This is a genomic window from Arthrobacter sp. efr-133-R2A-120, assembly GCF_030209835.1.
GTDB lineage: Bacteria > Actinomycetota > Actinomycetes > Actinomycetales > Micrococcaceae > Arthrobacter.
The window spans coordinates 58,601-83,910 of sequence record NZ_JARVRF010000014.1; the positions used below are offsets into that span (position 1 = coordinate 58,601).

22 protein-coding genes are annotated in these 25,310 nt (G+C 63.5%); 17 read left to right on the forward strand and 5 right to left on the reverse strand.

Going from position 1 to position 25,310, the window contains the following annotated elements:
* Window positions 1-234 precede the first annotated feature (234 nt).
* Both QRN52_RS09155 and QRN52_RS09160 read left to right on the forward strand, forming a co-directional pair.
* A complete protein-coding gene (locus QRN52_RS09155) occupies window positions 235-684 on the forward strand; it encodes a DUF7793 family protein (protein WP_284752418.1) in 450 nt (149 codons plus the stop codon).
* A complete protein-coding gene (locus QRN52_RS09160) occupies window positions 671-2,194 on the forward strand; it encodes a putative bifunctional diguanylate cyclase/phosphodiesterase (protein ID WP_284752419.1) in 1,524 nt (507 codons plus the stop codon). The genes QRN52_RS09155 and QRN52_RS09160 overlap by 14 nt, the downstream gene beginning before the upstream one ends.
* Window positions 2,195-2,270: 76 nt before the next feature.
* Here QRN52_RS09160 and QRN52_RS09165 read toward each other — a convergent pair whose 3' ends face one another.
* The gene (locus QRN52_RS09165; RefSeq protein WP_284752420.1) at window positions 2,271-2,564 is read right to left on the reverse strand and encodes a hypothetical protein; all 294 of its coding nucleotides are present in this window, start codon (window positions 2,562-2,564) and stop codon (window positions 2,271-2,273) included.
* Window positions 2,565-2,736: 172 nt separating this feature from the next.
* On the opposite strand from QRN52_RS09165, the gene QRN52_RS09170 reads away from it, so the two are divergent.
* The 3 genes from QRN52_RS09170 to QRN52_RS09180 all read left to right on the forward strand — a co-directional run bounded on the left by QRN52_RS09170 (window position 2,737) and on the right by QRN52_RS09180 (window position 7,960).
* Window positions 2,737-3,774 carry a hypothetical protein gene (locus tag QRN52_RS09170; RefSeq protein WP_284752421.1) on the forward strand — a complete coding sequence of 346 codons (1,038 nt, stop codon included), beginning with the start codon at window positions 2,737-2,739 and terminating at the stop codon, window positions 3,772-3,774.
* A 104-nt stretch (window positions 3,775-3,878) separates the two neighbouring features.
* A complete protein-coding gene (locus tag QRN52_RS09175) occupies window positions 3,879-5,234 on the forward strand; it encodes an SWIM zinc finger family protein (protein ID WP_284752422.1) in 1,356 nt (451 codons plus the stop codon).
* A complete protein-coding gene (locus tag QRN52_RS09180) occupies window positions 5,231-7,960 on the forward strand; it encodes a hypothetical protein (RefSeq protein WP_284752423.1) in 2,730 nt (909 codons plus the stop codon). Before QRN52_RS09175 ends, QRN52_RS09180 begins: the two co-directional genes overlap by 4 nt.
* A 20-nt stretch (window positions 7,961-7,980) precedes the next feature.
* Here QRN52_RS09180 and QRN52_RS09185 read toward each other — a convergent pair whose 3' ends face one another.
* On the reverse strand, window positions 7,981-8,628 hold the full coding sequence (locus QRN52_RS09185; RefSeq protein ID WP_284752424.1) for a hypothetical protein: 648 nt from the start codon (window positions 8,626-8,628) through the stop codon (window positions 7,981-7,983).
* 33 nt (window positions 8,629-8,661) lie between these two features.
* Between QRN52_RS09185 and QRN52_RS09190 the strand changes: the two genes are divergently transcribed.
* From QRN52_RS09190 to wsfD (QRN52_RS09230), 9 genes are all read left to right on the forward strand, one after another.
* Window positions 8,662-9,504, forward strand: a complete 843-nt coding sequence (locus QRN52_RS09190; RefSeq protein ID WP_284752425.1) for an inositol monophosphatase family protein — start codon at window positions 8,662-8,664, stop codon at window positions 9,502-9,504.
* Window positions 9,505-9,673: 169 nt separating this feature from the next.
* Entirely contained in the window at window positions 9,674-10,822 is a 1,149-nt protein-coding gene (gene wecB / locus QRN52_RS09195) for a non-hydrolyzing UDP-N-acetylglucosamine 2-epimerase (protein WP_284752426.1), read from the forward strand.
* A 130-nt stretch (window positions 10,823-10,952) separates the two neighbouring features.
* Window positions 10,953-12,239 (forward strand): PVV-CTERM domain-containing choice-of-anchor G protein, encoded by a 1,287-nt coding sequence (locus tag QRN52_RS09200; RefSeq protein ID WP_284752427.1) that lies wholly within the window; start codon window positions 10,953-10,955, stop codon window positions 12,237-12,239.
* A gap of 48 nt (window positions 12,240-12,287) precedes the next feature.
* Entirely contained in the window at window positions 12,288-12,473 is a 186-nt protein-coding gene (locus tag QRN52_RS09205; protein ID WP_284752428.1) for a hypothetical protein, read from the forward strand.
* A gap of 96 nt (window positions 12,474-12,569) precedes the next feature.
* The gene (locus QRN52_RS09210) at window positions 12,570-13,931 is read left to right on the forward strand and encodes an XrtP-associated glycosyltransferase (RefSeq protein ID WP_284752429.1); all 1,362 of its coding nucleotides are present in this window, start codon (window positions 12,570-12,572) and stop codon (window positions 13,929-13,931) included.
* Complete coding sequence (gene xrtS, locus QRN52_RS09215; protein ID WP_284752430.1) at window positions 13,931-14,506, forward strand: exosortase S; 576 nt, start codon at window positions 13,931-13,933, stop codon at window positions 14,504-14,506. Before QRN52_RS09210 ends, xrtS begins: the two co-directional genes overlap by 1 nt.
* Window positions 14,507-14,540: 34 nt before the next feature.
* Window positions 14,541-15,356, forward strand: coding sequence for a septum formation family protein (locus QRN52_RS09220; protein WP_284752431.1), 816 nt, complete (start codon window positions 14,541-14,543; stop codon window positions 15,354-15,356).
* Window positions 15,349-16,374: a glycan biosynthesis hexose transferase WsfD gene (wsfD, locus tag QRN52_RS09225; RefSeq protein WP_284752432.1), complete on the forward strand. Its 1,026-nt coding sequence runs from the start codon at window positions 15,349-15,351 to the stop codon at window positions 16,372-16,374. Before QRN52_RS09220 ends, wsfD (QRN52_RS09225) begins: the two co-directional genes overlap by 8 nt.
* Window positions 16,371-17,015 (forward strand): glycan biosynthesis hexose transferase WsfD, encoded by a 645-nt coding sequence (wsfD, locus tag QRN52_RS09230; protein WP_284752433.1) that lies wholly within the window; start codon window positions 16,371-16,373, stop codon window positions 17,013-17,015. Before wsfD (QRN52_RS09225) ends, wsfD (QRN52_RS09230) begins: the two co-directional genes overlap by 4 nt.
* Here wsfD (QRN52_RS09230) and QRN52_RS09235 read toward each other — a convergent pair.
* The 3 genes from QRN52_RS09235 to QRN52_RS09245 are packed head-to-tail and all read right to left on the reverse strand — an operon-like array spanning window position 17,012 to window position 19,997.
* On the reverse strand, window positions 17,012-17,659 hold the full coding sequence (locus QRN52_RS09235) for a hypothetical protein (protein WP_284752434.1): 648 nt from the start codon (window positions 17,657-17,659) through the stop codon (window positions 17,012-17,014). The genes wsfD (QRN52_RS09230) and QRN52_RS09235 overlap by 4 nt on opposite strands.
* Entirely contained in the window at window positions 17,656-18,801 is a 1,146-nt protein-coding gene (locus QRN52_RS09240) for a hypothetical protein (protein WP_284752435.1), read from the reverse strand. The genes QRN52_RS09235 and QRN52_RS09240 overlap by 4 nt, the downstream gene beginning before the upstream one ends.
* Window positions 18,802-18,812: 11 nt before the next feature.
* Window positions 18,813-19,997 carry a sensor histidine kinase gene (locus QRN52_RS09245; RefSeq protein WP_284752436.1) on the reverse strand — a complete coding sequence of 395 codons (1,185 nt, stop codon included), beginning with the start codon at window positions 19,995-19,997 and terminating at the stop codon, window positions 18,813-18,815.
* 180 nt (window positions 19,998-20,177) lie between these two features.
* On the opposite strand from QRN52_RS09245, the gene pcrA reads away from it, so the two are divergent.
* From pcrA to sucD, 3 genes are all read left to right on the forward strand, one after another.
* A complete protein-coding gene (pcrA, locus tag QRN52_RS09250; RefSeq protein ID WP_502869702.1) occupies window positions 20,178-22,718 on the forward strand; it encodes a DNA helicase PcrA in 2,541 nt (846 codons plus the stop codon).
* A 250-nt stretch (window positions 22,719-22,968) separates the two neighbouring features.
* Window positions 22,969-24,138: an ADP-forming succinate--CoA ligase subunit beta gene (gene sucC, locus QRN52_RS09255; RefSeq protein WP_284752438.1), complete on the forward strand. Its 1,170-nt coding sequence runs from the start codon at window positions 22,969-22,971 to the stop codon at window positions 24,136-24,138.
* Window positions 24,139-24,151: 13 nt separating this feature from the next.
* Entirely contained in the window at window positions 24,152-25,054 is a 903-nt protein-coding gene (gene sucD / locus QRN52_RS09260; protein WP_184737777.1) for a succinate--CoA ligase subunit alpha, read from the forward strand.
* Window positions 25,055-25,310 lie beyond the last annotated feature (256 nt).

Sequence of the window (25,310 nt, forward strand, 5' to 3'; positions counted from 1 at the left end):
GCATTATCATGAGTGCACTCACCGGAATGGCGCCGGACTGAGGGTTCCATGCAGTTTGGCGCAGACTAGATGACCGACACGGCAGAACATAGGACCCATGACTCATCAGCTTGTTCTGCGTCGTCCGGGACACGCAGGCGATACATCCCCCATAAAGGCAGCATCCCACCCCTCGGGTTGTGGCCTTCGGGACCTTCGCGGGCCGATCGCCCGACGGCGGCAGGCGACCCAGCGATGAGCTCCCAGACACTGCCCGCCCGGGATTCCCGGATTCCCGATGATGCCTTGGATGCTTCGTCTGGAGACGCGATGGCCCCGGCCGACCAGATCACCGTTGACTTGGCGGAGGACGGGATTGTCGAGGTCACCCTGCCGCCGAACAGCGTAGTCCGCTCGCCGGAAGCCCGGGCGGCCGCGGCGGCCGTTCGTGTGTTTGCAGACGGGCGCAGGCTCCCGCTTCTGCTCAGGGTGACCGGAGTGCTGTCTGTCACCGACGACGCTCGCCTGGCCTACTCGAATTCCGTGGTCGTTTCAGCATGTGCCCTCTTGGGGGAGAGCCCGGTGGACCGCGTGATCGCGCATTTTCTCCTGCGTGCGAAGCCAGGCTCGCTTCCCGGGCAGTTCTTCACCTCAGAAGCAGAAGCCCGTGACTGGTTGAGAGAGCACCACCGTGAATCAGCGTGAGCCCCAGGACCCGCGACTCCTTGCCCTTGTTGAAGGGGTAGTTCGGATTGCTGATGGCGACCTCAGCACAAGGATCCCGGTGTCCGGCCCGCGGGACGAAGTGGCTGCTGTGATTACCGGGATCAACCTCATGGCGGACGATCTTCAAGCCATCTACCAGGAGCTCGAGGAACGGGTCGAAAGCCGAACTGCCATGCTTCGCGAGGCCCAGATCGAACTCGAAAGGATGGCGCTCACTGATCCGCTGACCCAGTTGGCCAACCGCACGGCGCTCGAAAGGGCGCTGAACCATGAACTCGTCGAATCCGAGCGGGGAGAGCTCCCACCTGCGTTGCTCGTTTTGGACTTGAACTCATTCAAGGGGATCAACGACACCTTGGGGCACGGCGCCGGGGACACCGTCTTGAAAGTCACTGCGAGGCGCCTGCTCGCCGCGGTCCGTGATACGGACATGGTGGCCAGGCTCGGCGGGGACGAATTTGCCGTCATGCTGCCCAAATCCAATGCGGCGCATGCGCGTGGCGTTGCCAAGCGGATCCTTCGGGCCGTGGGTGAGAGCATCGACATCGGCGAAGTCCGGATCATCTGTGGAACAAGCATCGGGCTCCGTGTCGCCGAGCCAGGGCAGTCCGTGGACGACCTCGTGATGGAAGCCGACACGGCCATGTATGCGGCAAAGGCCGAGCAGGGGAGCAGCGTCAGGGTTTTCGAGCCGGCTTTGTTGTACGCGCGCAGGCTCCAGGGACTCATGATCTCGGAGCTGCGTGAAGCCATCCGGACAGATCAGCTGGTCCTCCATTTCCAGCCTGTTGTCGAGTTGGCCTCGGGGCGGATTGAAGGCGCTGAAGCGCTGGTGCGGTGGAACCACCCCGACAGGGGATTGTTGATGCCGGATGCATTCATCCCGCTGGCCGAGGAAACCGGCATCATCATCGATCTCGGCTATTGGGTTCTACGGCGTGCGATGCAGCAATTGCGCGAGTGGCAGGACGGCCCGGGCATGGACGAAGACTTCAGCATGCGGGTCAATATTTCGACGACCGAATTGCAAAGCCTGGAATTGATCGAGCATGTGCGGGAAGTGCTCTCCGAAACCGGAGTGGAGGCATCCAAGCTGGTCATCGAGCTCACGGAGTCAATGGCAGTGAACGGCAGCGACATCGACAAATACTCCCTGACCGGCCTCAGGCGTCTGGGTATCCGCTTGGAAATCGACGATTTCGGCACCGGATATTCGTCTATCAGCTACCTGCGCAGCCTTCCCGTCAACGTGGTCAAGATTGACCGCTCCCTCATCCAAGGCCTGGGCACGGACGAGAAGGAACGGAACTTTGTGGCGGCGGTTCTCCAGCTCATTCATGCGTGCGGAATGCAAGCCGTTGCCGAGGGCATCGAAACGGCAGAGCAGGCGGCCGAGCTTGCCCGCCTGGGCTGCGCCAGTGGCCAGGGGTATTACTTTGGCCGGCCGATGGCAGCCGAAAAATTCGCGGAACTGTTCCGGGGCACCTGAGCCCGCGTCCTCCTGGCGGCGGAAAGGCAGCAACAGAAAGGCACCGGACCTCAGGTCCGGTGCCTTTCAGGTGTAGCTAGTTGGAGGGGGTGGAGTTGGTGGTGGCGTTGGGCCACCAACCGGTGGCTTCAGGGGAACCCTGGGTGGTGGCGTTGGGCCACCAGCCAGTGGCCTCTGCCGAGTTCTGGGCGAAGTTCGGCCACCAGCCAGTGGCTTCTGCCGAGTTCTGCGCGAAGTTCGGCCACCAGCCAGTGGCTATGGACGAATCCTGTGAGGGGCTCTGGCTGCTGGCGGACACCGCTGCCGAGCCGGTAATTCCGGCGAGCAAGATTGCTGCTGCCGCGAGGAGGGCAGCGAGAGTTCTTTTCATGCGAAAGCTCCTGATGGTATGTGACTGATGCGACTGGAGTGAACGAAGTGAAGCACGCTCATTATAAGAGTAACGACACGCCGTGTCATCAGTGCTTTGTCCACATCTCCCAAAATCGTGCTAATTACCCGGCCGCACCCTTGACGCAGTGTCTCAGAGACATAATGGAGCCATGGGAGAAAAGAAGGTTGCGCCGTCGTACGCCGCCGCGGAACTGCAGGCGAGAGGACACCGGGCCAGCCACGACTTCGCCAAGGCTGCCGATGGTGCGCGCTCCGCTGCTGATATTGCCCTTGATGAGGGTGATTCCGCCGGATGGTGGAACATGACTTTCCTTCAAGCAGAGAATCTTCTCGACGCAGGTGATTTCGCTGCGAGCACTGCGCTGGCGAGGTCGCTTTCCGAGGCACCGTCGGCTGTGGCTTCACCCCAACACCGGGCCCGGGCACTCATATTGATGGCGAACTCCCTGCGGGGTGAAGGGCTCCTGGAGATGGCCACCTCGGCTGCGGCGTCGGCCGTCGGCTTGGTCGATGATGACGCGGACATGGAAATCGACGTCCACGCACGGCAGGCACTGATAGCGGCGTTTGGCGAATCCGGAAAACTTGGGGAGGCCTGGGAGGAATGCCTGTCCCTCTCGGAGAGGATCTCCGATGAAATGGATGACCAGTTGGCCGGAAAGGCGTACTGGGTCATCGGCAATGTGGCCTTCCTCTGTGACAAAGTCGATGAAGGGCTCCACTACCATGAGCTTGCAGCGGAAACCTTTTCCCCTTCGCGGAACCTTGATGTCTGGGCCAAGTTCAACAAGGCGTCGGCGGCGATGAGGCTGGCGGCGGAAGTGGCAGATGCGGCCACCCTGCGGTGCATTGAACGGGCCGAACTTGCCACGGACGTCGTCGGGGGCAGCGAAGAGGAAATTCTCCTGCTTCGGCTCAACCGCGCGCATTGGAACTATCTGGCGGGAGACGCGGGGGCGGCGCTTGAGCTGCTGGACGAAATCAGGGGCCGCGCTGACCAACTGCCCGCGCAGATGGCGGGCGAGGTCTACCTCTTGATGGCGCGGGCCCAAGCCAGCACCGGGAACAAACAGGCAGCGAAAGAAAGTCTGGTCGAAGCGGCCGACCGCTTCGACAAAGCCGGCGCCCACCAGCGTGCACTCCAAGCCCGGGAGATGCTCGAGCCGGGGAGCGATTCGGAAGCCTGAGTTCGGAACAGGAGTAGTGCTCACGGGGCGCAGGCCCCTTCGCTCCCGTGTAGCCGGGGTCTACTCTGGCGCTATGACAAGCTCATCCAAGACGGGGGATTTGCATGGGTATGTACCGCGCCGAATCGATGCTTCTCGAATCGGAGGGAGTCCAACAGCTCTTTCTTGAGTCGGCCTTGGGTGTCACGCCTCAAGGCTTGGTCGAAAATCCGAGCTTCTTTCGTGGCTTTGCCGTCCGGCCCGACGTGGTTTCGAGCGCGCTTCTGGCCGTGGCGGATGTGGCAGCATCACGTTATTTTGATGCAGCCTTCAAGTTGAGCGATGTCCTGGATCCGGTCATGACCGCGGGGGGTGACCGCCTCCGGGCCGAGTCTTTTTCGGCTTGCAACGGCGTCTATGCCCGGCTGGACCTCGCGAGCAGCAGTCTCGACGGTGGGGAAATCGGCTTTGGGACAACGAACGTGGACATCAATGGTCCGCTACGCTCAATGCTGGCGAATGTGTCCAGAAACGAGCTGATGCATCTGGAGGTCGGCCGTGATCGCTTGGTGGTTTCCACCCCCGGCGAGAGCCATGTGGAACGCCAGGTTGAGCTGCCGGACCGATGGATCCGTGGCTTCGCCGAAACGCCGTCCATCGCGGCAGGAATGGTTCATCTTGCCACCTTGGCAGGGTCCGCAATTAGCCAGTTCCTGGCTTCACTCCCTGCAGCACAGCCAGGACGGACTGTCTTCCTCGCCCCCGCTCTTCGTGGACTCCGGGCGGAAGTCCGCCAAAAACCATCGACAGTCACGTTGGCGGGCACGGGGAGGCTCGCCGCCGCAAAGCGGGTGGCGAGGTTTGCGTCGAAACTGGAGATTTTCCGCCACGACAGCGGTGCAAGTGCGTGGGTTTTCAGGCTTCCCGGTGCCGACTTCACGCTGCTGCTTTCGCCGGCGCCTTACCGTGGATTCTCAGGAGAGGGCGGCATCTTGGAAGCGCTCGCTGTTCCCGGAGCCAAGGAAGCCGGGGCCGCGGTGCAGGAGTTTCTCCAGTGGCAGCCCGTCATCTCCACTGCGTCGCTGGGAGGCAGCGCGGGCCTCCCCGCCCAGAGAGTCACCCAAGGCCTAGCCTGCTTGGGCACGTCCGGAAAAGTCGGCTTCGACCTGCTTGAGAACGCTTATTTCCACCGGGAGTTGCCACTGGAACCTGACCGGATCGTCAAGGACTACCCGAGGCTTCGGGCCGCTCGCGACATCGTAGCCAAGAAGGGCGGCGTCGAGTGGTTAGGGGATCGATGGCAAGTCCTGGCGGGAGCTGGCACTTACGTCCACCATGTAATAAGAATTGACGGCGTCTACCAGTGCACCTGTGCGTGGTGGGCTGACCACCGGGGCTCCAGGGGGCCTTGTAAACATGTGCTCGCGGTGCAGCTCTTCCGGATGGAGCCTGCACAAGATCCAGGACCGGCGAACTCATGACGGCCGCAGGGGCGGGAATGGGCAGCGCCGAGCCCAAGGTCGTTGAGCATGTACGTCACCTTGTCGAGTCTCGGCAATGGGACGCTCTGCGTGATTACCTCGCAGGGATTCTCCCAGATGAGCGGATGGAAGCGGCACACTGGTTCGCCAAGAACCGCAGATACCTGTTGGCCGACGCCCACGATTGGCGGCAGTACGGAGCAGGTCGATCAATCGACCAAACCTGGGACCTTTTGATGGTTATCCACATCCTGACGGTAGTTTTGGATTCCCCAGTCAGCGCCGCCAAAATCCTGCCTTGGCGGGATTTCCCGATCCGAACTGTCCACATCCTTTTGCTGCTGGACGTTCTGGCTTCCAGAGGTGAGAGCTGGTGCAGGGGATTTGTGGCAGCGGCAATTGAACGCAATGCACGCAGTGGAGAGCGGACAGCAATAAATGTTGTCCGCTGTTGCCTGCCGCTCATGCTGCATTTTGGAATCGAACCGAAGGATTTTGAGGCCTATCCGCGTCTGTGGGCGTGGTACTACAGGAGCCTTGTTGGTGCTAGGTCCCATGAGGTTTGGAACGACGAAAGCGCTGTGCATTTTGAGTACACCGGTTGGTCCGGCGTCGAATTCCGGATAGGCAACGACGGGCGTGCACAACTCTTTCCGAAGATGCAGAAATCTTTGCTTGAGTTATGGGATCAAGATGCCACGGCTCCTGAAACACTCCTGCGTTGCTTCGAGCTTCCGAACGTGCTCGGTACGTTGACTTATCGATTCAACGCAGAAAACTGGGGAGTGGAGGCCGCGGTTCGTGGCTACATTGAGCGTGGGACATTCAGTCGTGAGTCGGTGATAGCCCATGTCCATACCGCGCTGGCGCGAGGTGACAGCCTGCCCACCCAAAGGGTCTTGCTCGATGTGCTGAAGGTGCTCAGTCCCGACCCGCGAGAGATGGCCGCGAGCGTGCCACTTTGGTTGTCGACAGTGGCCACGGCACCGGGGTTCCTCTCGGGCTTTGCGTTGCAGCTCTTGCTCAAAACGCCCTTGGACGGGCGCGATCTGGAGGATCTGAGCGTCACCGTGTTTGGCCGGCCGGAAAAGAACCTGCAGAAAAAGTTGGTCCGGCACCTGAAGTCCCAAGCAGTGACCAGGAATTACGATGGCGCCGTCCTCGCCGCGTGTTGGGAAGCGGCATCGGGATCGTCGAACCTGGAGATCCAGACCATAGCCGCGAAGACCCTGGGGACTCCGCGTACTCCTACCGAACCAGAGGCTCCAGTGGCCGCGCAACTTTGGGGGACTGGCGCCCAAAAGCCTGCGGCTCTTCCGTTGGTGGAGCTGGACGCCGCCAGCACACGATTTGAAACCTGGTCCAACTATCAGCAGCACACCATCGTCGAGGAGCAGTATTTGGCTCTGTTCCTGCGAAAGGCGTATCACCAGCCGCAGGAAGGACTTGATTGGTACCGGCGGAAGTTTCCGGTCCACGATCGAACAGATGGGTTTGAAAAAGGACTAGCGGCGACAGCTTGGGGGTGGTGGAGCGATCCGAATCCGCGGGTGGCGCTGTCCATGTGGGCATCGGAGCGCCACGACCGCACGGCCCACATGGAGCTGGTGAGACTTATGCGGTCGTCATTCTCCGAGCCATTCGACTGGGGAGATCCGTTTCGCCGGACGAGCCCCGTGGCTGCGATCCACACCATCCGGGTCAGCGAGCTGACGGTCCAAGCAGGGGCGATAGGCTACTCTTTGGCCACACCAAGCTATGACAATCACAAAGTGAACCTAGACCGCCTCGTCGCGGTGCTCGGCTGGTACGAACGTGAGGGGCTGCCCTATGGAGAAGCGGACTTGTTTCAAGCCCTGCTCCGTTTAGAGCCGACGACCCCGGAAGATGCAACCGAACTGCCTGAACTTGGGATCCGGCCTCTTGATGGGTGCGATGACCCTCTGCGAACGGCCGGTCGGCTGATACGGGATTGGATTCAAGGAGGCGGATTCGTGCCTCCGGTGGTCGACGCTCCGCTGGTATTGCCCGTCTCACTGGAACGGTTTCCATCGATTCCCTCCCAATTGCTTCAAGCAAGTTTGTGGGAGGGTGACCCCGAACGGCCGGTTAGTTGGCCCGCGAGCGGCTCTTCTGCGGTGGTTCCGTATTGGCCCGACTTGGGTGCCGTGTGGTTCGGTCGGAGGCGGGCAAGCGGAGAACCTATTGCGATGAGGTCGGACCGCCTGGACGGAGCGATTGCGGGCGACGTTGGCGCACTGACCCACGAATGGCTACTGGAAATGCTCAGTTCCCCGATGATACGGACCCGGGAACAGGTGCTCGAAACCACGCTGGAACTCGCAGCAGCGGGACAGCAGTTAAGCACGCACCTGGCCGCGGCCGTAAAGCCTGCCCTGAACAGAGGCAGCATGTCGTTGGGTCGCCTTGTTCGAAACCTCGCGCTTGTGGCCTACGAAGGATATCTGGAACTCGTCTGGCCGACTCTTGTTGCCTTGGTGGTTGCCATCGGTGAGGAGCAGAGGCTCCCCGCCGGATCCCCGGAGACGCTCGCCAGCTGCACGGAATTCTGGGACTGCATTCCGGTGGGCCATCGGACGCCTGAGAACGTACCGAGGGAATTCGTCGCTGCCGTCCGCGCGCTGGCAAGCTTAAAGTCGGCCACGAAGACGGTCCTCGAAGCGAACCGTTTGTTGTCGGCGATGGGGATCCAACCGGGGCGATAGGGCCGTCCGGCGTCCGATCCCTAGCCCTGCCGGATCTTCCGCCGGTCCTCCCGGGACGCCTGGCGCCCCAGGAACACAGCCGCGCCGCCAGCCAAAAGGCTCAGCAGGAACAGTACCCAGCCCGCGACGGTGAGTGTAGAAGCCAAAGCCACCTGGCCGGCGTCGGGCGTTGCCGATCCCAGCGCGGCGTCGACCGCCACGTTGCTCCACAAACGGACCACCGCGAACATCAGCGGAGCAGCCCACAGCGTCCAGCGCAGTGCCTTTCCGGCCACATTGGTGCCGATGAGCAGAAGCCAGGTGAAACCGAAGATCAGCGGAAACAGGGTTCCGGCGGTCTTGTGGATGTAGCTGAGCTGTCCGCGGGCGTCGTCGGTCATGGCGCCATGCAATTGATGGACGTAGTCGGTCGAGAACCCGCCGATGAGGGAATCGGGCATGGCCATGCCGCCGGACAACTGGGTCATCTGGTTCAGGGTCAGCAGGTGCACGTACCAAAACAGGAAAAGGCTGGCCACGACCCCGGCAATCACTATGAGGCGGCCGTTGTTCTGGGCCTTCTCGGGGGACCGCTGGGTGGTGGGATTGATCACCGGCGGCAAGTGGTGCTGGGGGACGGCGGCATTCGCGCCGTGCTTCTTGATGCGTTGGGCTGGGGTCTTGGCCATGTCATTCATTATCCCGCCACATAAGCTGGACCCATGACCACTGGCAGGCACTCCGCCACAGAACTTGATCCTTCGCTCGACGACTACGAACTTGCTGCTGCCCTGGTCCGGGAAGCCGGGCAGCTTGCCCTGCTGATGCGGATGGGCGGCTTGCAAGGGGAACGGAAGACATCGGTTTCGGACGTGGTGACCGCCGCGGACCATGCGGCTGAGGCTTACGTCCTTGAGCAACTGCGCCGTTGCCGCCCGGACGACGGCATCCTGGGTGAAGAAGGAAGCTCGGTGGCAGGAAGCAGCGGCCGCACCTGGGTGATCGATCCCGTGGACGGTACCTACAATTTCCTGCACGGCTCCACGTATTGGTGCTCGGCGATCGCCTTGAAGCACGAGGGCGCGGCATCAAACGGGGGCGCCTCGGATGCCGACGTCATTCTCGGTGCCATCTATCAACCGGAGCTCGACAAGCTCTGGACCGGCGGCGAAGGCCACCCCGCGACGCTCAACGGCGAACGGATCCCGGGACCGTCGGGGGCAGCGCTCAGTGAACTCGGTGCCGCGACTTACATCCACCCGACCTGGCTCGCCGATCCCCGCGCCGCCATGCCTTGGCACGCCGCAGCGGTGTCCGCAGCTTCACTGCGCATGTTCGGTTCCGGATCCTGCGATCTCGGCCGGGTGGCCGACGGCGAACTGGGCTGCTGGTTCCAGCACAGCTGCCCCGAGTGGGACTGGCTCCCCGGCAAGGCGATCGTCCGCGCGGCCGGCGGGGACACCGACGTCGTGCGCGTCAACGGCCTGGACTGGTTCCTCGCGGGAGGCCCGACGGCGGTCCGGGAGTTGCGCGCTGCGCTCACCTCGGTACCGCAATTCGCCTGAGCATGCGCCTTCCTGGGTTTGAGGAGTGGACATAGTGCTGTTATGTCCACTGGTTCAAGCAAAGAGGGGCATGTCCCTCGGAGGGGATTGACCCAAATGGGGAGTACCCCGGGCGGGGCGTTGGGCGGTTGCTAATCTCCGGACGGCAGCTCAAGCCCAGGGGGAAAATTTGGATAACCGCACCGTCCTGCTCGTTTACGGCACCCGTCCGGAGGCCATCAAAATGGCGCCGCTGGTCCATGCCTTGCGTGCAACCCGCCGTTACAAGGCCCCAGTGGCAGTGACCGGGCAGCACCGGGAAATGCTGGACCAGGTCAACGCGCTCTTCGGCATCCAACCGGAGCATGACCTGAACATCATCCAGCCCCGCCAGACCCTTGCCGGGATCACTGAAAAGACCTTGCAGGGAGTCACGGAAGTCCTCTGCGAGGTCAGGCCGGACGCGGTAGTGGTCCAAGGAGACACCACCACCGCCATGGCCGCGGGGCTGGCGGCGTTCTACCACGGAATTCCTGTGGTCCACCTTGAAGCCGGACTGCGCAGCGGCAACCTGAATTCACCTTTTCCAGAGGAAGCGAACCGCCGCTTGCTCGGGCAAATCGCCACGCTGCATCTCGCGCCCACGTCCACGGGCAAGGACAATCTGTTGTCCGAGGGCATTCCGGCGGAGAACATCGCGGTGACCGGAAATACGGTCATCGACGCGCTACTTGGGACCGTCAAACGGGACGTTGAGTTTACTGAACCCGCGCTCCGGACCGCGACGGATTCGGGCCGCAAGATCCTGCTTGTGACTCTCCACCGACGAGAAAACCTAGGCCAGGCCATGGTGGGCGTGGGCAAGGCGCTCGCGCGGATCGCAGACCGGTGCCCCGAAGTGGAAATCGTCCTTCCCATGCATCGGAATCCAGCCGTGCGGGAGGCCGTCCTGCCGGAAGTCGCAGGCGTCCACAACATCATCGTCACGGAACCCCTCGGCTACCTGGATTTCACCAAGCTACTGAGCCTGTGCCACGTGGTCCTCACGGACTCGGGCGGAGTGCAGGAAGAGGCGCCGGCCCTCGGGAAACCCGTTCTGGTGATGCGTGACAACACCGAACGCCCCGAGGCCGTGGCGGCAGGCACCGCACGGCTCATCGGGACGGACGAGCAAACCATCGTGGACGCCGTCAACGCTTTGATGGGGGACGACGCACAGTATTCGGCGATGGCCAAGGCAGTGAACCCGTACGGCGACGGCGGCGCGGCAGACCGTGCTGTGGCGGCCATCGACTCCATGTTGGGGATCGGTCAGCGACGCCCCGACTTCGTCGCTTAACCCATTCGGGTACCTTCAGAGACGCTACCGCCCCGGGCCTTGTTTACTTTCTCCACGGGGGACGTGCGTTCTCCGAGGTTTCCGTTGCAGCGCGCCCGGCGTGATTGCAACTCTCACGAGGGGGCAATACTTGAATACCAGACACAGGACATGGTCCGCCGCGGTGGGCGTCAGCGCCGTCGTAGCGTTGGGTTTCGGCCTGGCAGCGGCACCATCAGCTACTGCCGGACCGACGGACATTATTTCCTCCGGCAGCGGGCAGATCATCGACGGCAGCGTCCTTGCCATGCCGAACTTTGCCGGTTTGGCATCCAATGGCGCGGCAACGGCGCAGCAGATCGGCACTCCGCCATCCGGCCCCGCCGTCATTGAAAGCAGCACCCCGCTCGACCTTTCCGCCGCCTTCGGCATCGTGAACGTCGGTGCGGGAAACATTCCGTTGCTGGGCAACAACGGCATCATCCAGCTGGGGGCCGTCAGCCAGTACGGCAAGGCCGTCAATGACGGGTCCTCGGCGGCGTTCTCCGGTACGGTTTCCGGCGCACCGGGCCTCGTCACTTTACCCGGCGGCCTGCCGACGTCGGGAAGCCCCAGCATCCCGGCGGCTGAAATCAAAGTGGGCACGGCCAACATCCTTGGTGGCGCCGACCTCGTGAACCTGGACCTGAAGATCACCACGCTGGCCGCGGCCGCCAAGCAGGACCAAGGAGCAGCCCCAGCCGGCGCCTATTCCGTTGCCGGCGTATCGGCTGATCTTGGCGGAACGGTCATTGGCGGAGTTGCCGGCACGGTTGGTACCGCCATCAACACCGCCAACCTAGTCCTGGGTCCTTTGGGCGTCACCGTGGCGAATCCTGTTGCGGGTGGCACGATCTCGATCACCGAGGCAGACCTCCTGGCCGTTGCCGGTGTGCCGAGCCTGAACGCCCTGCCCCCTGGCACCGACCTCGTTTCGTTCCTGCCGCAGGCGGTTGCCGCCAAGATCACCAGCCTGGTCAACTCCACGCTGGCTAGCGCGACCGCTGCGGTCAACGCCCTTGGACCGATTGCGCAGATCACTGCCGGCTCCGCACTGGCCGTCCTGACCACCGCCCTGAACGGCGTCGTCTCGGGTGTGTCCTCGACCATCGTGACCCCGCTGTCCAATGCCTTGACCGCACTGGTCTCGGCCAAGGTCAACGTTCAGCAAAGCAGCGGGGGCATCTTTACCGAGCGTGCGCTCCAGGTGGGTATAGCCGGCGGCAGCATCGCCACCGTCAACCTGGCCAACGCCTCCGTGGGTCCGAACCTGCTTGCGGCAGCAATTCCGGTGGTCAACAACGACACCCTGGCCATCAGCGGCGCAGCGGCATTGCTGGCGCTGGTTTGCTGGTTCCTCTTCCGCGCACGCCGTCGGACCGCGGTTCCGGCCGCCTGATTGCGCCTGCCCGCAACCAGACAAGAACAACGGAAGGAACTTCGCAGGATGTACGGAAATAGTTTGGCGACCGGGGGAGCAGTGGCGGGCGGCGGTACCCTCGCCGCCACCGGAGCGCCGGCACTTGGTTGGGTCATCCTCCTGGGCATTGCGCTGTTGGTTGCCGGATTCGTGGTCCTGCGCAACAGCAGGCTCAAGACCGCAAAGCGGGCTGCCAGCCGCAAGGATTCCTAGCTGCATCATCCGCGGGGCGGCTCTACCTCAGGGGCCGCCCCGCTTCAACTTTTCTTGAAACGGCCGTAAACAGCCTCAAAGCACTATCGGGGAGACATGTCAGTACTCGAGTCCGCCCAAGCCCTGGCATTCTTGTTGTTGGTGGTGTTCCTGGCCTACATCAGCGTGATCCTGGTTCCGTTTCTGCGCAGGACGCCGGATCCGGAGGGAACACCGGGAGGCTTCACTTGGCACGTGTTCATTCCGTGCCGCGACGAGGAAACCGTGATTGGGAATACCCTGGCGAAGCTGCGGGGACAATTTCCTGAGGCTCACGTTTGGGTTGTGGATGATGCCAGTGAAGACGCCACGGCCCACGTCGTGCACTGCGCATCCGAGACCGACCCCTTGATTCACCTTGTTCGCCGTGTTCTCCCGGACGCCCGTTCTGGCAAGGGGGACGCTCTGAACGCTGCATACCGGGCCCTGGACGATTGGCTGCCTTCCGGCGCCGACCGTGAAACGGTGATCGTCATGGCGCTCGACGCCGATGGGCTGATGTCCGAGAATGCGTTCCGGCAGGCAGCCGGACCACTTGCCTTCGGGGACCCTGAGGTTGGAGCGGCTCAGACCGCTGTGTGGATGGCCAATGTGGACGACCCGGCACTGAAGACGGCTACTGGATTCGGACGCGTGAAGCAAGGCTTCGCCCGATACCTCATCCTTATGCAGGACATGGAGTTCCGCACGACCATCGCAGCCATGCAGTCGCTCCGACGCCACACGTTGACCGTTGGTTTGGGCGGCAACGGGCAATTCACCCGTCTTTCCGCCCTCGACACCATTGCCAGGACCTCCGGGCAACCGTGGCACGGGGCCCTCCTGGAGGACTACGAACTCGCGATCCATGTGCTGCTGAGCGGCTACAAGACCGTATACATGCATGATGCCCACGTGTCCCAGGAAGCACTTCCGGGGCTTCGCAGACTGCTGACCCAGAGGACCCGCTGGTGCCACGGCGGAATGCAATGCAGCAGGTACCTGGGGCGGATTTTCGAGTCTCCGTACTTCAGCAACATCGGGGCTATCGAATGCAGCTATTTCCTGGTCCAGCCGTTCATCCAGATCTTGGGCCTGGTCTTGTGGCCCACGCTGTTCATCACCATGGTGGCCCAGGGTTCCCTGACGATGGGCGGCTTCCAGGCCTGGCTGGCGGCATCCTGGTTCATCATCCCGCTCATCATTGCAACGGGCATCGCGCCGTTCGCCTTGTGGGGTCCCGTCTACCGCAAGCAGGCAGCCCCGGATAAAAGCCGGCTGGTAGGAGTCCTGTGGGGAGTTGGCTACTGGCTCTACATGTACCAGAACTACGTGTCCGTGCTGAGGGCAACCTACCGCTTGGTCACAGGACGCCACAGCTGGGCGAAAACCCGGCGCAACAATGAGAACGACGCGCAGCTGTTAGCGAAGGAAGCCTAGTGACCACAAGTGTCGAATACTCCGCAGGGCCACAAGGGCCGCATGCTCCTCGCGCCGCAACCATCCGGGCGAGCCAGAGCGGGATTCTCCCCGGCCTGGCATGTTTGGCGATGGCTGTCCTAGCCATGCTGCAACAGGAAAGCATCCGTAGTTTCGAGGCCTGGGCCATGGCCTGGGTGTTCGACCGGGTCCTCGGAGGCTCGTCCTACAGCGTCCGCGACATCATCTTCCACAACATCGGCGGTGGGCAACCCTTCGGACTGGAGGTGACCGGATTGTGTTCCAGCGCGGTGCTGATCGCCCCCGTCCTGGCCTTGTCCGGCATCTTGTTCCTCATGGGCCGCATAACCGTGCCACGATTGGCCCGCGCCGCCGCCCTGGCAATGCTGATTGTTGTTGTCTGCAACGGCTTGAGGTTCTTCATGATTGCGAGTGCACAGCAGGCCTGGGGTGAGCAGGGGTTCAGCATCATGCACCATTTCCTCGGTTCTTTTGTGGTGATCACCGGCTTTGTGGCGGCCATCATTGTCCTGGTCCGCGCAGGCAAGGCCACCCGGGGGCGCCGTGCCGCGTAGCTGGGCGAAATGGGCTGGATCGGGAGCTGCAGCGGTGCTGCTCGCAGGGGTCCTGAGTGGATGCAACCAGACCCTTCCCGGAGCGCCCACAGGCAACCCGGCAGTGGGCGAGTGCCACTTGATTGTGTCCCCGGAGCAATTCGACGCCGTCAGCGAACCGAGCCCGCCGGTTCCCTGCACGGAGGCGCACACAGCCCAAACCTACAAGGTCGCGCGAGTTCCGGCTCCCTTGTCGGGGCGGGGAACAAGGCCGGGCCAACAGGAACTCAAGGCGCTCACCACGCGCTTGTGCGAAGTTGCCACGCTCCGGGCGTATCTCGGCGCCCGAGAACGCGACGGAACAACCGGGCTCGCCATCGCGGCGTACGCTCCGAGCCGTGACGACTGGGAACGCGGTGCCCGGGCCGTGCGTTGTGACGTGATCATGGTCGCGGACGATGGTACTCCACAAACCACTACCCTGGATCTCAAGGGCGTTCTGGCCGGCCCTGATTCGGCCGCTTTGCGGCTGTGCTACAGGCAAGAACTCGCGGACGTCCGGCTGAACGACGACGGCGTCGATGTTCCGTGCACCGAGCCCCACACCGCGGAGGACATCAGTGCGTGGTTCAACCTGGAGGGCAGCGTGGCCACTCCCGCCGCGCGAAACGCGCGCTGCCTGCCCTACGCCTTGCAGTTCCTCGACGTTGACGCGCTCCCTGCCGGAATTACGCTGCGTCCGATCATCCGGGCGGTGAACGGCGCTCGCACGGTGCGGTGCGCCGTCGCCGTCTCGCAGTCCAATGTGCAGTCCAGTCCCGGCACCATCACCGGCACGCTCGCGCCGGCGGGAGGGCGGAAGCGTGGTTGACTCAAGACCGGATGTCGCGAAGCCCGGGCCGCCCGGGCGGTTCGCCCCGGAACCGCTCCGCCGGAAGAACGGGACCGCGAGCCCGCTGCGCTCCGCGGCAGCATACCTGGCCAGCACTTTCGGCCCGGGTGAGGTGGGCTCGGGCGCGCTGAGGCCACCCCGCCCGCGCGGCGTTGCCCTATCGTCCGGCGCACTTGCCGCTCTCGTCATGATCCTCCGCTTATTCCTGCCCCGGACCGTTGGTATGGCCGACGACGGGACCGGTCAACAGCTGCTTTGCTCGCTGGGGGTCCGGAACCTCCGGCCGTGGGGCTATACCGAGTTCACGCATTTCATCTATCCGAGCTGGGTACCGCACCAGTACCACGGTGAAGCTTGCGGCTTCACTGGATCCGGAGAGCCCGTCTATTCCTCGCAACTGCTGGTCTTGTGGCTCGGCAAATGGCTCACGTCGGTGTTCGCTTGGGGAGCGGGCCTGGATACGCGTGCGGTGGGGATTGCATGCTGTGTTGCCTTTGGCGCCCTCATCGCCGGACTCGTGGCTGCGTTGCCGGGGCGGACACCGTTCCGGGTGATGATCGCTGCGCTCGTCACGCTGGTCACGGCGGACGGGGTCTTCGCGGATTTCTTTGTGTCGCCCTACCGCGAATCCGCTGCGTTCCTGGGCACACTTGCCTTGGCAGTGGCGCTGCTTCGCTACTGGAACGACGGACGGCCACGCTGGGCTTCGGTGCTGATGGTGGTCCTCGCGGCCGCATTTACGATCTCGGCCATGCCGCAGATGGTGTCCTGTTTGCCGGTGATTGCCTTGGCGCTCCTGTGGTTGCCTGTGGACGAACGACGGCGGGCGTCCGCCGCTCGCGGTCGACGGCGGACGGGCTCCGGGAGCGCACGACGGCGGGCGTCCTCCCGGCGTCGCCGGTGGCAGGCGTTCGTGGTGCCCTCGGCAGCCGTGATTGCCATCGCGGGAGTTGCCGTCGCGTTCCTTCGGTCGAGCCCAAGCGCGCCACGGAAGTGAATCTCTACAACACCGTCTTCGCGTCGATCCTGCCAAACAGCCCGGATCCAGTCGCGGATTTGAAGTGGCTGGGGCTGGACAGGAGTTTCGTGACGGCAGCGGGCAGCACGATGGATTCCATCAACTCAGCGGTCTACAACCCGCATTACGCCCAGTTCGGGGAACAAATCAATCGTGGCAAGATCGCCGCCTTCTTTGCCACCCACCCGGAACGGCTGATCGGCCTGGGGGAGCGGGGAATCACCGCCCTGCTCACGCCCGAATTCAGTAATGGGGGATCGTACATGGCGGATTCGGGCCAAGGTCCCGGCGCCAAGGAACGCCGGGTGCCCGTTGTCCTGGGCCTGTACACGGCGCTGAAGGCAGCGCCGGTTGCGTTGCCTGGCCTCCACCTGTTGACACTGCTTTTGGGGTTCGCGGTCGCCGCTCGACGGAAGTCCGGAATAGGACGCCTTGCCGTGGTGATGGTCCTCGGCTGCTGGGCGCAGTTTTGGGTTGTCCTGATTTTTGAGGGGCAGCCGGAGATCCACAGCCGGATGATCGTGACCGGGTTCATGTCGGCATTGTGCATTCCGCTCTTGGTGGCCTTGGTGAGCATTCTTGCATCGAAATCGCCGCAGCCGAAGCCGCACGTCGTCTAGCTCAGCCAGCCGTCTTTTCGAAGCTGATCCTGGAGGCTGATGATGTTTCCCACGTTGAAGCCGGCGGCTGCGTAGCGCTGCCGGACCCGGTGCAGGTGGGACTTGACCGTTTGCTGGCTGATCGCCAAAAGCTCCGCCACCTCCCTGACGCCTCGAGGCGTGGGTCCAAGGTACAGCTCCACAAGCCGCCGTTCCCTGACTGACAACTCGACTCTCCTTCCGGCTGCTGACTCAAGCAAGCCCTTGATGTCCGGATGAAGATATCGCCGGCCGGATGCCGCCGCGCGGATCGCAGCCGCGGTGTGGACCGGATCGGCGGACTTCGGCGCAATGGCCAGCGCACCGGCGTCGAGGGCTGAGTTGATGGCCGTGACAGGCTGTTGGTCCGCCAGCAGGACCACTTGCGTCCCCGACGCCCTCAGCGACGACACGATAGCGGCAAGATTCGGGGCTTCGTTTTCGTGCAGTTCACCCACGACGGCGACATCCGCCTTGCCGGCTCCGCCACCTTGGGGCATGCGGGAGCCGGGAGTCCAGGAACAGGCCCCGGCCAGGACACGGATTTCCGGTGCATTGAGGAGAAGCCACTGCGACAAGGAGTCGATCAAGAGCTGGTGGCGGTCAATGAGCAGAACGCGGGTCAACGTCGCCGCCCCGCTGTGTCAACCACGATGCTGCAGCCCTCACGGTCATTGCGCGCTTTGGCGCGCCCCAGCGAATCCAGTTCGGTCCACAACAGAGGCGAGAGGCGATTCTTGTGAACTCCGCCGATGCGCCATGTCAGTCGGGCGTCGTCATGGCCGGCCTTCTCAGCAAAGAAGTGGATGCGGTGTGCCGCCCCGGACCGTGGAGCGGTGCCGCCCTGTTGCGTGCCCCGTAAGGTGGCGCCCACTACCATCAGCATGGTGGCAGCCAGGATGGCCGGGCGTGAGCTCTCCGGCAGCTCTTCCACCACGTCAGTGGGCTGGGCAATAACGACACTGCCGCCCAGGCCCTCCAGTTCCAATGCCTCCTGGAGCCAACTGTCGGACCATTCCTCGAGCAGCAGTTGGCGCAAATGACCCCCGAGCTCCCTCGCTTCCCGGGCCATCGCGGGGTCCAAAGGCAGGGACCGTGCCCGCGCCACCTTGGCAATCAATTCATCGATCCGGGTCTTCGTGATCGACAGTTCGAGCTCCTGTGCGGACGTTTTGGCGTTGATGGCCCGCGTCAAGGCGTCGAGCCGCTCGCTCAGGCCGCACGCGCCCTTCCGCTGGATGGCGTCCCTGCGCAGTAGCACGCTCACCGTTCCGACCACACCGGGAAGGAGCGAAAGGAACAGGATGTTCGACGTCGTCCGCCCGTCGGCTCCGGGAGTGACGGCGTAGAGGGCTGTGTTGATCGCCGCCGTCGCGAGCGTGAGGGTGGCGAATCCACGAAGATTCCAGAGATGGGACACAAGAAGGACAGCGACGGCGGAGAGCAGTGCGTTCGCCCCAATCAGGGCGAGCCCGGTCTCCTGCACGGCAGCCAATGCTGCGCAGCAAGCGGAAGAAATGGCCAGTACCAGCCACGTGGCGCGCAGATTGGCCAGCCAGCCGCGCGGGGTGGCGGCATCGGATGCCTGGAAGGCGACGACGAGCCCCAACAAGTCCAGGCCGGCAGCCAGGACGTGCCAAAGGGCAGCGCCTGCCTTGCTGCCTGCCTCAAAAGCGAGATAGAAGTTGAGGATCCACAGCACGAAGCAGGCTGTCGCCAGAATTCCACGGGACACGAAGAGGGGCCCCTCCACGCTGGTCCGCGACATAGCCGGCATAGTCACGCAGCCACCGCTTCGAGCAGGATCGTGGTTCCTCGTCCAGGCGCGGAAAAGACCCGCGCACGTCCACCGGCATCGCGCATCCGGGCGAGGACGGATTCCTTGACGCCCAGCCGGTCGGCGGGGAGCGTCGAAGGGTCAAATCCACAACCGGAATCGCTGACTACCACTGACACGTGATCCGAGGTCCGTGATAGCAGGACATCCACATGTCCTGCGCCGGCATGCCGGTAGGCGTTCAGGATGCATTCATCCACGGCCGCCAGGAACGCAGCTTGGACAGGCCCGGCCAGCGCTCCGGTCATCCCGTGGATCTCCACGCTGAAGCCGTCCCGCGCCCGTTTCTCGGCGATTCGCCGCAACCGAACCGCGAGCTCGCCAGGTTGCGGGGTCTTGGAGGGGGTCGAAGCGCCAACGTCGACGCCGGTCCACCCTCGCAGCGGGAGTCCCGGCCGGGCCGCCGTTCCCGAGGAGGCGCCGGCGTCGAGCATTTCTCCCAGTTCCTCCGAGGAGAGACCGGCGCCTTGGCGGCCGATCACGGTGAGGGTGCGCAAGGCCGTGTCGTGCAAATGCCTCGCGTTCCAGGCCACGGAACTGCGTCGGTTCTGTGCCACGATGTGGGCAGCCACGGACTCCTGGCGCACGGCGAAATCTCCCCAATACAGGGCCAAGGCGCGTGGTCCGCCAAGCCGCATCGCCAAGGTGATGATCCACGTCGCGGCCAGTATGAAGGCGCTCGCGGGACGGACGCCCACCGCCGAGGCGGAGATCACCGTGTATCCCAGGACCACCAGGAACGCCAAGAATGTGAACAAGATCGAGCGCCAGGTTTTGCGCATCGAGAGGACGAGGACCGAGCTTGCCGAGAGGACCAGGGTGTAGGGGAGAAAAACGGGGTTGAACTCGTCGCGTTGTTGTTCGGAGCCCAACAGTTCCGCGAGGAGGATCAGCCCGAGCAGAACCGCCAGGCGCGAGGGCCACGCATCCGAGTGGAGCATAAGCGCGAAGCAGACGAGGACCGCGGCCAGGACAAGGTACGCAGCGACGAATTCCCAAGGCTGGAGCCGGTTGGCCGCAGCAAGGAACAAGCTTGAGGCAGTGGTGATGCACAACCCCAGGACGGTTCCGTATTTCGACACCACACCGGGGCGGCGCGTTCTCCAAACCCCTCGTTTTCCCCGCATGCCGTTCCTTCGGATGTGTCCCTGAGCCAGCGAACTTGTAGCTTCCAAGAAGCATAAGTGGGAGGGGGCTTCGGATCCTCGGTATTTCCCGGCTGAGGCAGTATTTGACGGAGACCGGGGGAAGATCATGCGGGTCCTTCAGTGTCAGGGCCACCGCCTAGACTGGTAAACACCATGGATATGTTGTTTGACCCGTACGCGGATGGCCCCTTCAAAGCTGCAAGCCGAGCTGCCACCAAGGCCGCTCCGGCCATGCTGTCACGCGCCGGTGGCTCTGCGCCCGGTGGTAGTGCGCCTGGTGGTAGTGCGCCTGGTGCGTCCGGTGCGTCCTGGGGCGGCACGCCCGGCGAAGGGCAAGACGGAGGCCACTCAGGCTTGCCGTCTGCGGAGGCGTTGCTCCAAGGGTTGAATCCCCAGCAGGAGGAAGCCGTCAAACACGCCGGCAGCCCATTGCTGATCGTCGCCGGTGCCGGTTCGGGCAAAACGCGGGTTCTCTCAAACCGTATCGCGTACCTCATCGCCACCAGACGGGCCCACCACGGCGAGATCCTGGCCATCACGTTCACCAACAAGGCGGCCGCCGAAATGCGGGAGCGTATCGAGGCTCTCGTGGGTGGCCGCGCCAAGTCCATGTGGATCTCCACGTTCCACTCCTCCTGCGTGCGTATCCTGCGCCGCGAAGCCGCCAACGTGGGGCTGAACTCCAACTTCTCCATCTATGACTCCGCAGACTCCCTGCGGCTCATCACGCTCGTAGCGAAGAACCTGGACCTTGACCCCAAGAAGTTCGCGCCCAAAGCGATCCAGCACAAGATCTCGGCCCTCAAGAACGAGCTCATCGACGACGACGCGTTTGCGTCGAGCGCCAACTACAACGAACCCTTCGAGCAGGCCGTGGCCGAGGTCTTCAAGGGCTACACGCAACGCCTGCGCCAGGCCAACGCCATGGACTTCGACGACCTCATTGCGCAGACCGTCTACATGTTCCGGGCCTTCCCCGCGCTCGCAGAGTCCTACCGCCGTCGATTCCGCCACGTCCTCGTGGACGAATACCAGGACACCAACCACGCCCAGTACGCATTGGTCCGCGAAATCGTCGGCGAGGGTCCCCAGGCGAGCGAGCTGACCGTCGTCGGCGACTCCGACCAATCCATCTACGCGTTCCGCGGTGCGGACATCCGCAACATTGTCGAATTCGAGAAGGACTACCCGGAAGCCCGCACCATCAAGTTGGAGCAGAACTACCGCTCCACCCAGAACATCCTGAGCGCGGCGAACTCCGTTATTTCGCGCAACCCCAACCGTCCGGACAAGAAACTCTGGACGGCCGAGGGCGACGGCGAGAAGATCATCGGCTACGTGGGGGAGAACGAACACGACGAAGCCCAGTTCATCGCCAAGGAAATCGACCGGCTCCAGGACGAGGAAGGCCTGCGTCCCGGCGACGTCGCCATCTTCTACCGCACCAACGCCCAGTCCCGCTCCATCGAAGACGTCCTGGTCCGAGTCGGACTGCCGTACAAAGTGGTGGGCGGCACCCGCTTCTACGAGCGCAAGGAAATCAAGGACGCCCTCGCGTACCTTCGCGTCCTGGTGAACCCGGACGACGACGTCAACTTGCGTCGCGTCCTCAACGAACCCAAGCGGGGAATCGGCGATCGCGCCGAAGGTGCCGTGGCGGCGCTCGCCGAACGCGAACGCACGTCGTTCATGACTGCGGCACGCAAGGCAGACCAGGCTCCCGGCATGGCCACCCGCTCCGTGAACGCGGTCCTGGGCTTCGTGAAACTCCTTGATGACCTGGCCGAGGTGGCCTCGGGGTCCGGGGCCGCGGCAGCTTTGGAAGCTGTCCTGGAACAGACGGGGTACCTTGCCGGGCTCCGCGCCAGCACCGATCCGCAGGACGAATCGCGCGTGGAAAACCTCGCCGAATTGGTGGCAGTGGTCCGGGAATACGAGCGCGACAACCCGGAAGGCTCGCTGGGTGAGTTCCTGGAGCAAGTCTCCCTCGTAGCCGACGCCGACCAGATCCCCGACGCTCCGGAGGGATCCTCCGAGGACGCTGCGGCCGCCGTGGCGGAGGCCAAGCGTATGGGCGTGGTCACTCTCATGACGCTCCACACGGCCAAGGGCCTGGAATTCCCCGTGGTCTTCCTGACCGGCATGGAACACGGACTGTTCCCGCATCAGCGTTCAGCGACGGATCCCAAGGAACTGGCAGAAGAGCGCCGCCTTGCCTACGTGGGCCTCACCCGTGCGCGGAAACGCCTCTACGTGACCCGCTCGGAAGTGCGCAGCATGTGGGGCCAGAGCCAATACAACCCCGCCAGCCAATTCCTTGAGGAGATCCCCACCGGTCTCGTGGAGTGGAAGCGCGAGGGCACCTCCCGCCAAGTGAGCGGCTGGGGGAACGCCCCCATCGGTTCCGGGCGCTACGGCGGATCCTTCTGGGGTGCCGGCACCTCTCGCGGGGCTGCCGCCAGCGCTACGGCGGGCTTCAACGCCGACGTGCCGGCCGCCGTCGTACGCAACCGCGTCCAGCCGCAAAAGGAAGTGGTCGCCGTCGTCGTGGGGGACAAAGTGAACCACACGAGCTTCGGCAACGGCACTGTGATCGGCGTCGAAGGCGCCGGGGACAAGACTGTGGCGAAGGTGAAGTTCGACGTCGGCGAGAAACGGCTGCTGTTGCGTTACGCGCCGCTGACCAAACTCGACTCCTAGCGGCTCCTGGCGCCGGAAAACCGCGTCATGTAGCGGTTTTTCTACGGTCGATAGAAGTGTGTGCTTACTCACTTAACAGGTACTGTAGAACCGGCTGGCCTCCCCGGGGGGCTAAAGTTCGAGAGGAACTTGCGCAATGTGACCGGCTGTTTGGCGGCCGTTCGATGCGCACCTATCCGCAGCCGGTTTTCGCGGTCACCGTGGTTTCCGGCTGTACAGAAACTACTTCGACGTAGAAGGACACTAAACCGTGGACCTGTTTGAATATCAGGCGCGCGATATGTTCGAAGCGCACGGTGTACCCGTGCTCGCCGGCATCGTGGCGCACACTCCTGAAGAAGCAAAGGCTGCTGCCGAGAACATCGGCGGCGTGACCGTCGTCAAGGCGCAGGTAAAGGTCGGTGGCCGTGGCAAGGCTGGCGGTGTCAAGGTCGCAAAGTCCGCTGACGAAGCGCTTGAGCACGCCACCAACATCCTTGGCATGGACATCAAGGGCCACACCGTCAACAAGGTCATGATCGCCCAGGGCGCCGACATTGCTGAGGAATACTACTTCTCCGTCCTCCTGGACCGAGCCAACCGCAACTACCTGGCCATGTGCTCGGTTGAAGGCGGCATGGAAATCGAGCAGCTCGCTGTAGAGCGCCCGGAGGCACTCGCCAAGGTCGCCATCGATCCCGCCGTCGGTATCGACCAGGCCAAGGCCGACGAAATCGTCGCCGCAGCCGGTTTCTCCGAGGAACTGCGTGGCAAGGTTGCTTCCGTCATCCTGAAGCTCTGGGACGTCTTCAAGAAGGAAGACGCAACCCTCGTTGAGGTCAACCCCTTGGTCAAGACCGGCGCTGGCGACATTGTTGCCCTTGACGGCAAGGTCTCGCTGGACGAGAACGCCGGCTTCCGCCACGTTCACCACGTTGAACTTGAGGACAAGGACGCAGCTGACCCGCTCGAGGCCAAGGCCAAGGCGCAGGACCTCAACTACGTGAAGCTTGACGGCTCGGTTGGCATCATCGGCAACGGCGCCGGTCTTGTGATGTCCACCCTCGACGTCGTCGCTTACGCAGGCGAAAACCACGGCAACGTCAAGCCGGCCAACTTCCTGGACATCGGCGGTGGAGCCTCCGCTGAGGTCATGGCCGCCGGCCTGGACGTCATCCTCGGTGACGAGCAGGTCAAGAGCGTATTCGTGAACGTCTTCGGTGGCATCACCGCCTGTGACGCTGTGGCAAAGGGCATCGTCGGTGCACTGGCCGAGCTTGGCTCCAACGCCAACAAGCCGCTGGTTGTCCGCCTCGATGGCAACAATGTCGAAGAGGGCCGCCGCATCCTGGCCGAGGCCAACCACCCGCTGGTTACCCTGGCAGCCACCATGGACGAGGGCGCCGACAAGGCCGCCGAGCTCGCCAACGCAGCGAAGTAAGGGACGCAAGACTATGTCTATCTACCTCAACAAGGACTCCAAGGTCATCGTCCAGGGCATCACCGGCGGCGAAGGCACCAAGCACACCGCCCTGATGCTCAAGGCCGGCACCAACATCGTCGGCGGCGTCAACGCCCGCAAAGCCGGCACCACGGTGCTGCACGGCGACAAGGAAATCACCGTCTTCGGCACTGTCAAGGAAGCCATTGCGGAGACCGGCGCCGACGTCTCGATCGTCTTCGTTCCGCCGGCATTCACCAAGTCCGCCGTGGTTGAAGCCATCGAAGCAGGCATCGGCCTGGTTGTTGTCATCACCGAAGGCGTGCCGGTTCAGGACTCGGCCGAGTTCTGGGCGCTCGCCCAGGCCACGGTGGACGCTGACGGCAAGCAGATCACCCGCATCATCGGCCCGAACTGCCCCGGCATCATCACCCCGGGCGAAGCCCTGGTTGGCATCACCCCGGCAAACATCACGGGCAAGGGCCCCATCGGCTTGGTCTCCAAGTCCGGTACCTTGACCTACCAGATGATGTACGAACTGCGCGACCTCGGTTTCTCCACCGCGATCGGCATCGGTGGCGACCCCGTCATCGGTACCACGCACATCGACGCCCTGGCCGCGTTCGAGGCTGACCCGGAGACCAAGGCAATCGTCATGATCGGCGAAATCGGTGGCGACGCTGAAGAGCGCGCAGCCGACTTCATCAAGGCCAACGTCACCAAGCCGGTTGTCGGCTACGTCGCGGGCTTCACCGCCCCCGAGGGCAAGACCATGGGCCACGCAGGCGCCATCGTCTCCGGCTCCGCTGGTACGGCCCAGGCCAAGAAGGAAGCTCTCGAAGCTGCAGGCGTGAAGGTCGGCAAGACGCCGTCCGAAACCGCCAAGCTCCTCCGCGAGGTCTTCGCAGCCCTGTAGTAGGACCCCACGCAGGGTTTCCGCGCGATAGAACGACGACGGCGCCCGTCACCTTCCACGCGAAGGCGACGGGCGCCGTCGTTTAACTGCACGCTCGCTCACGTCTGGCGGGTTTTGGCCGAACGCTCGCTCACGTCTGGCGGGTTTTGGCCGAACGCTCGCTCACGTCTTGGAGGGAGCGCCTCGCGGCCGTTTAAGGCCCGAACCTGAAGATCGCCGTGAGACGCCCGAGAACTCACACCAGGCGACTATCAAA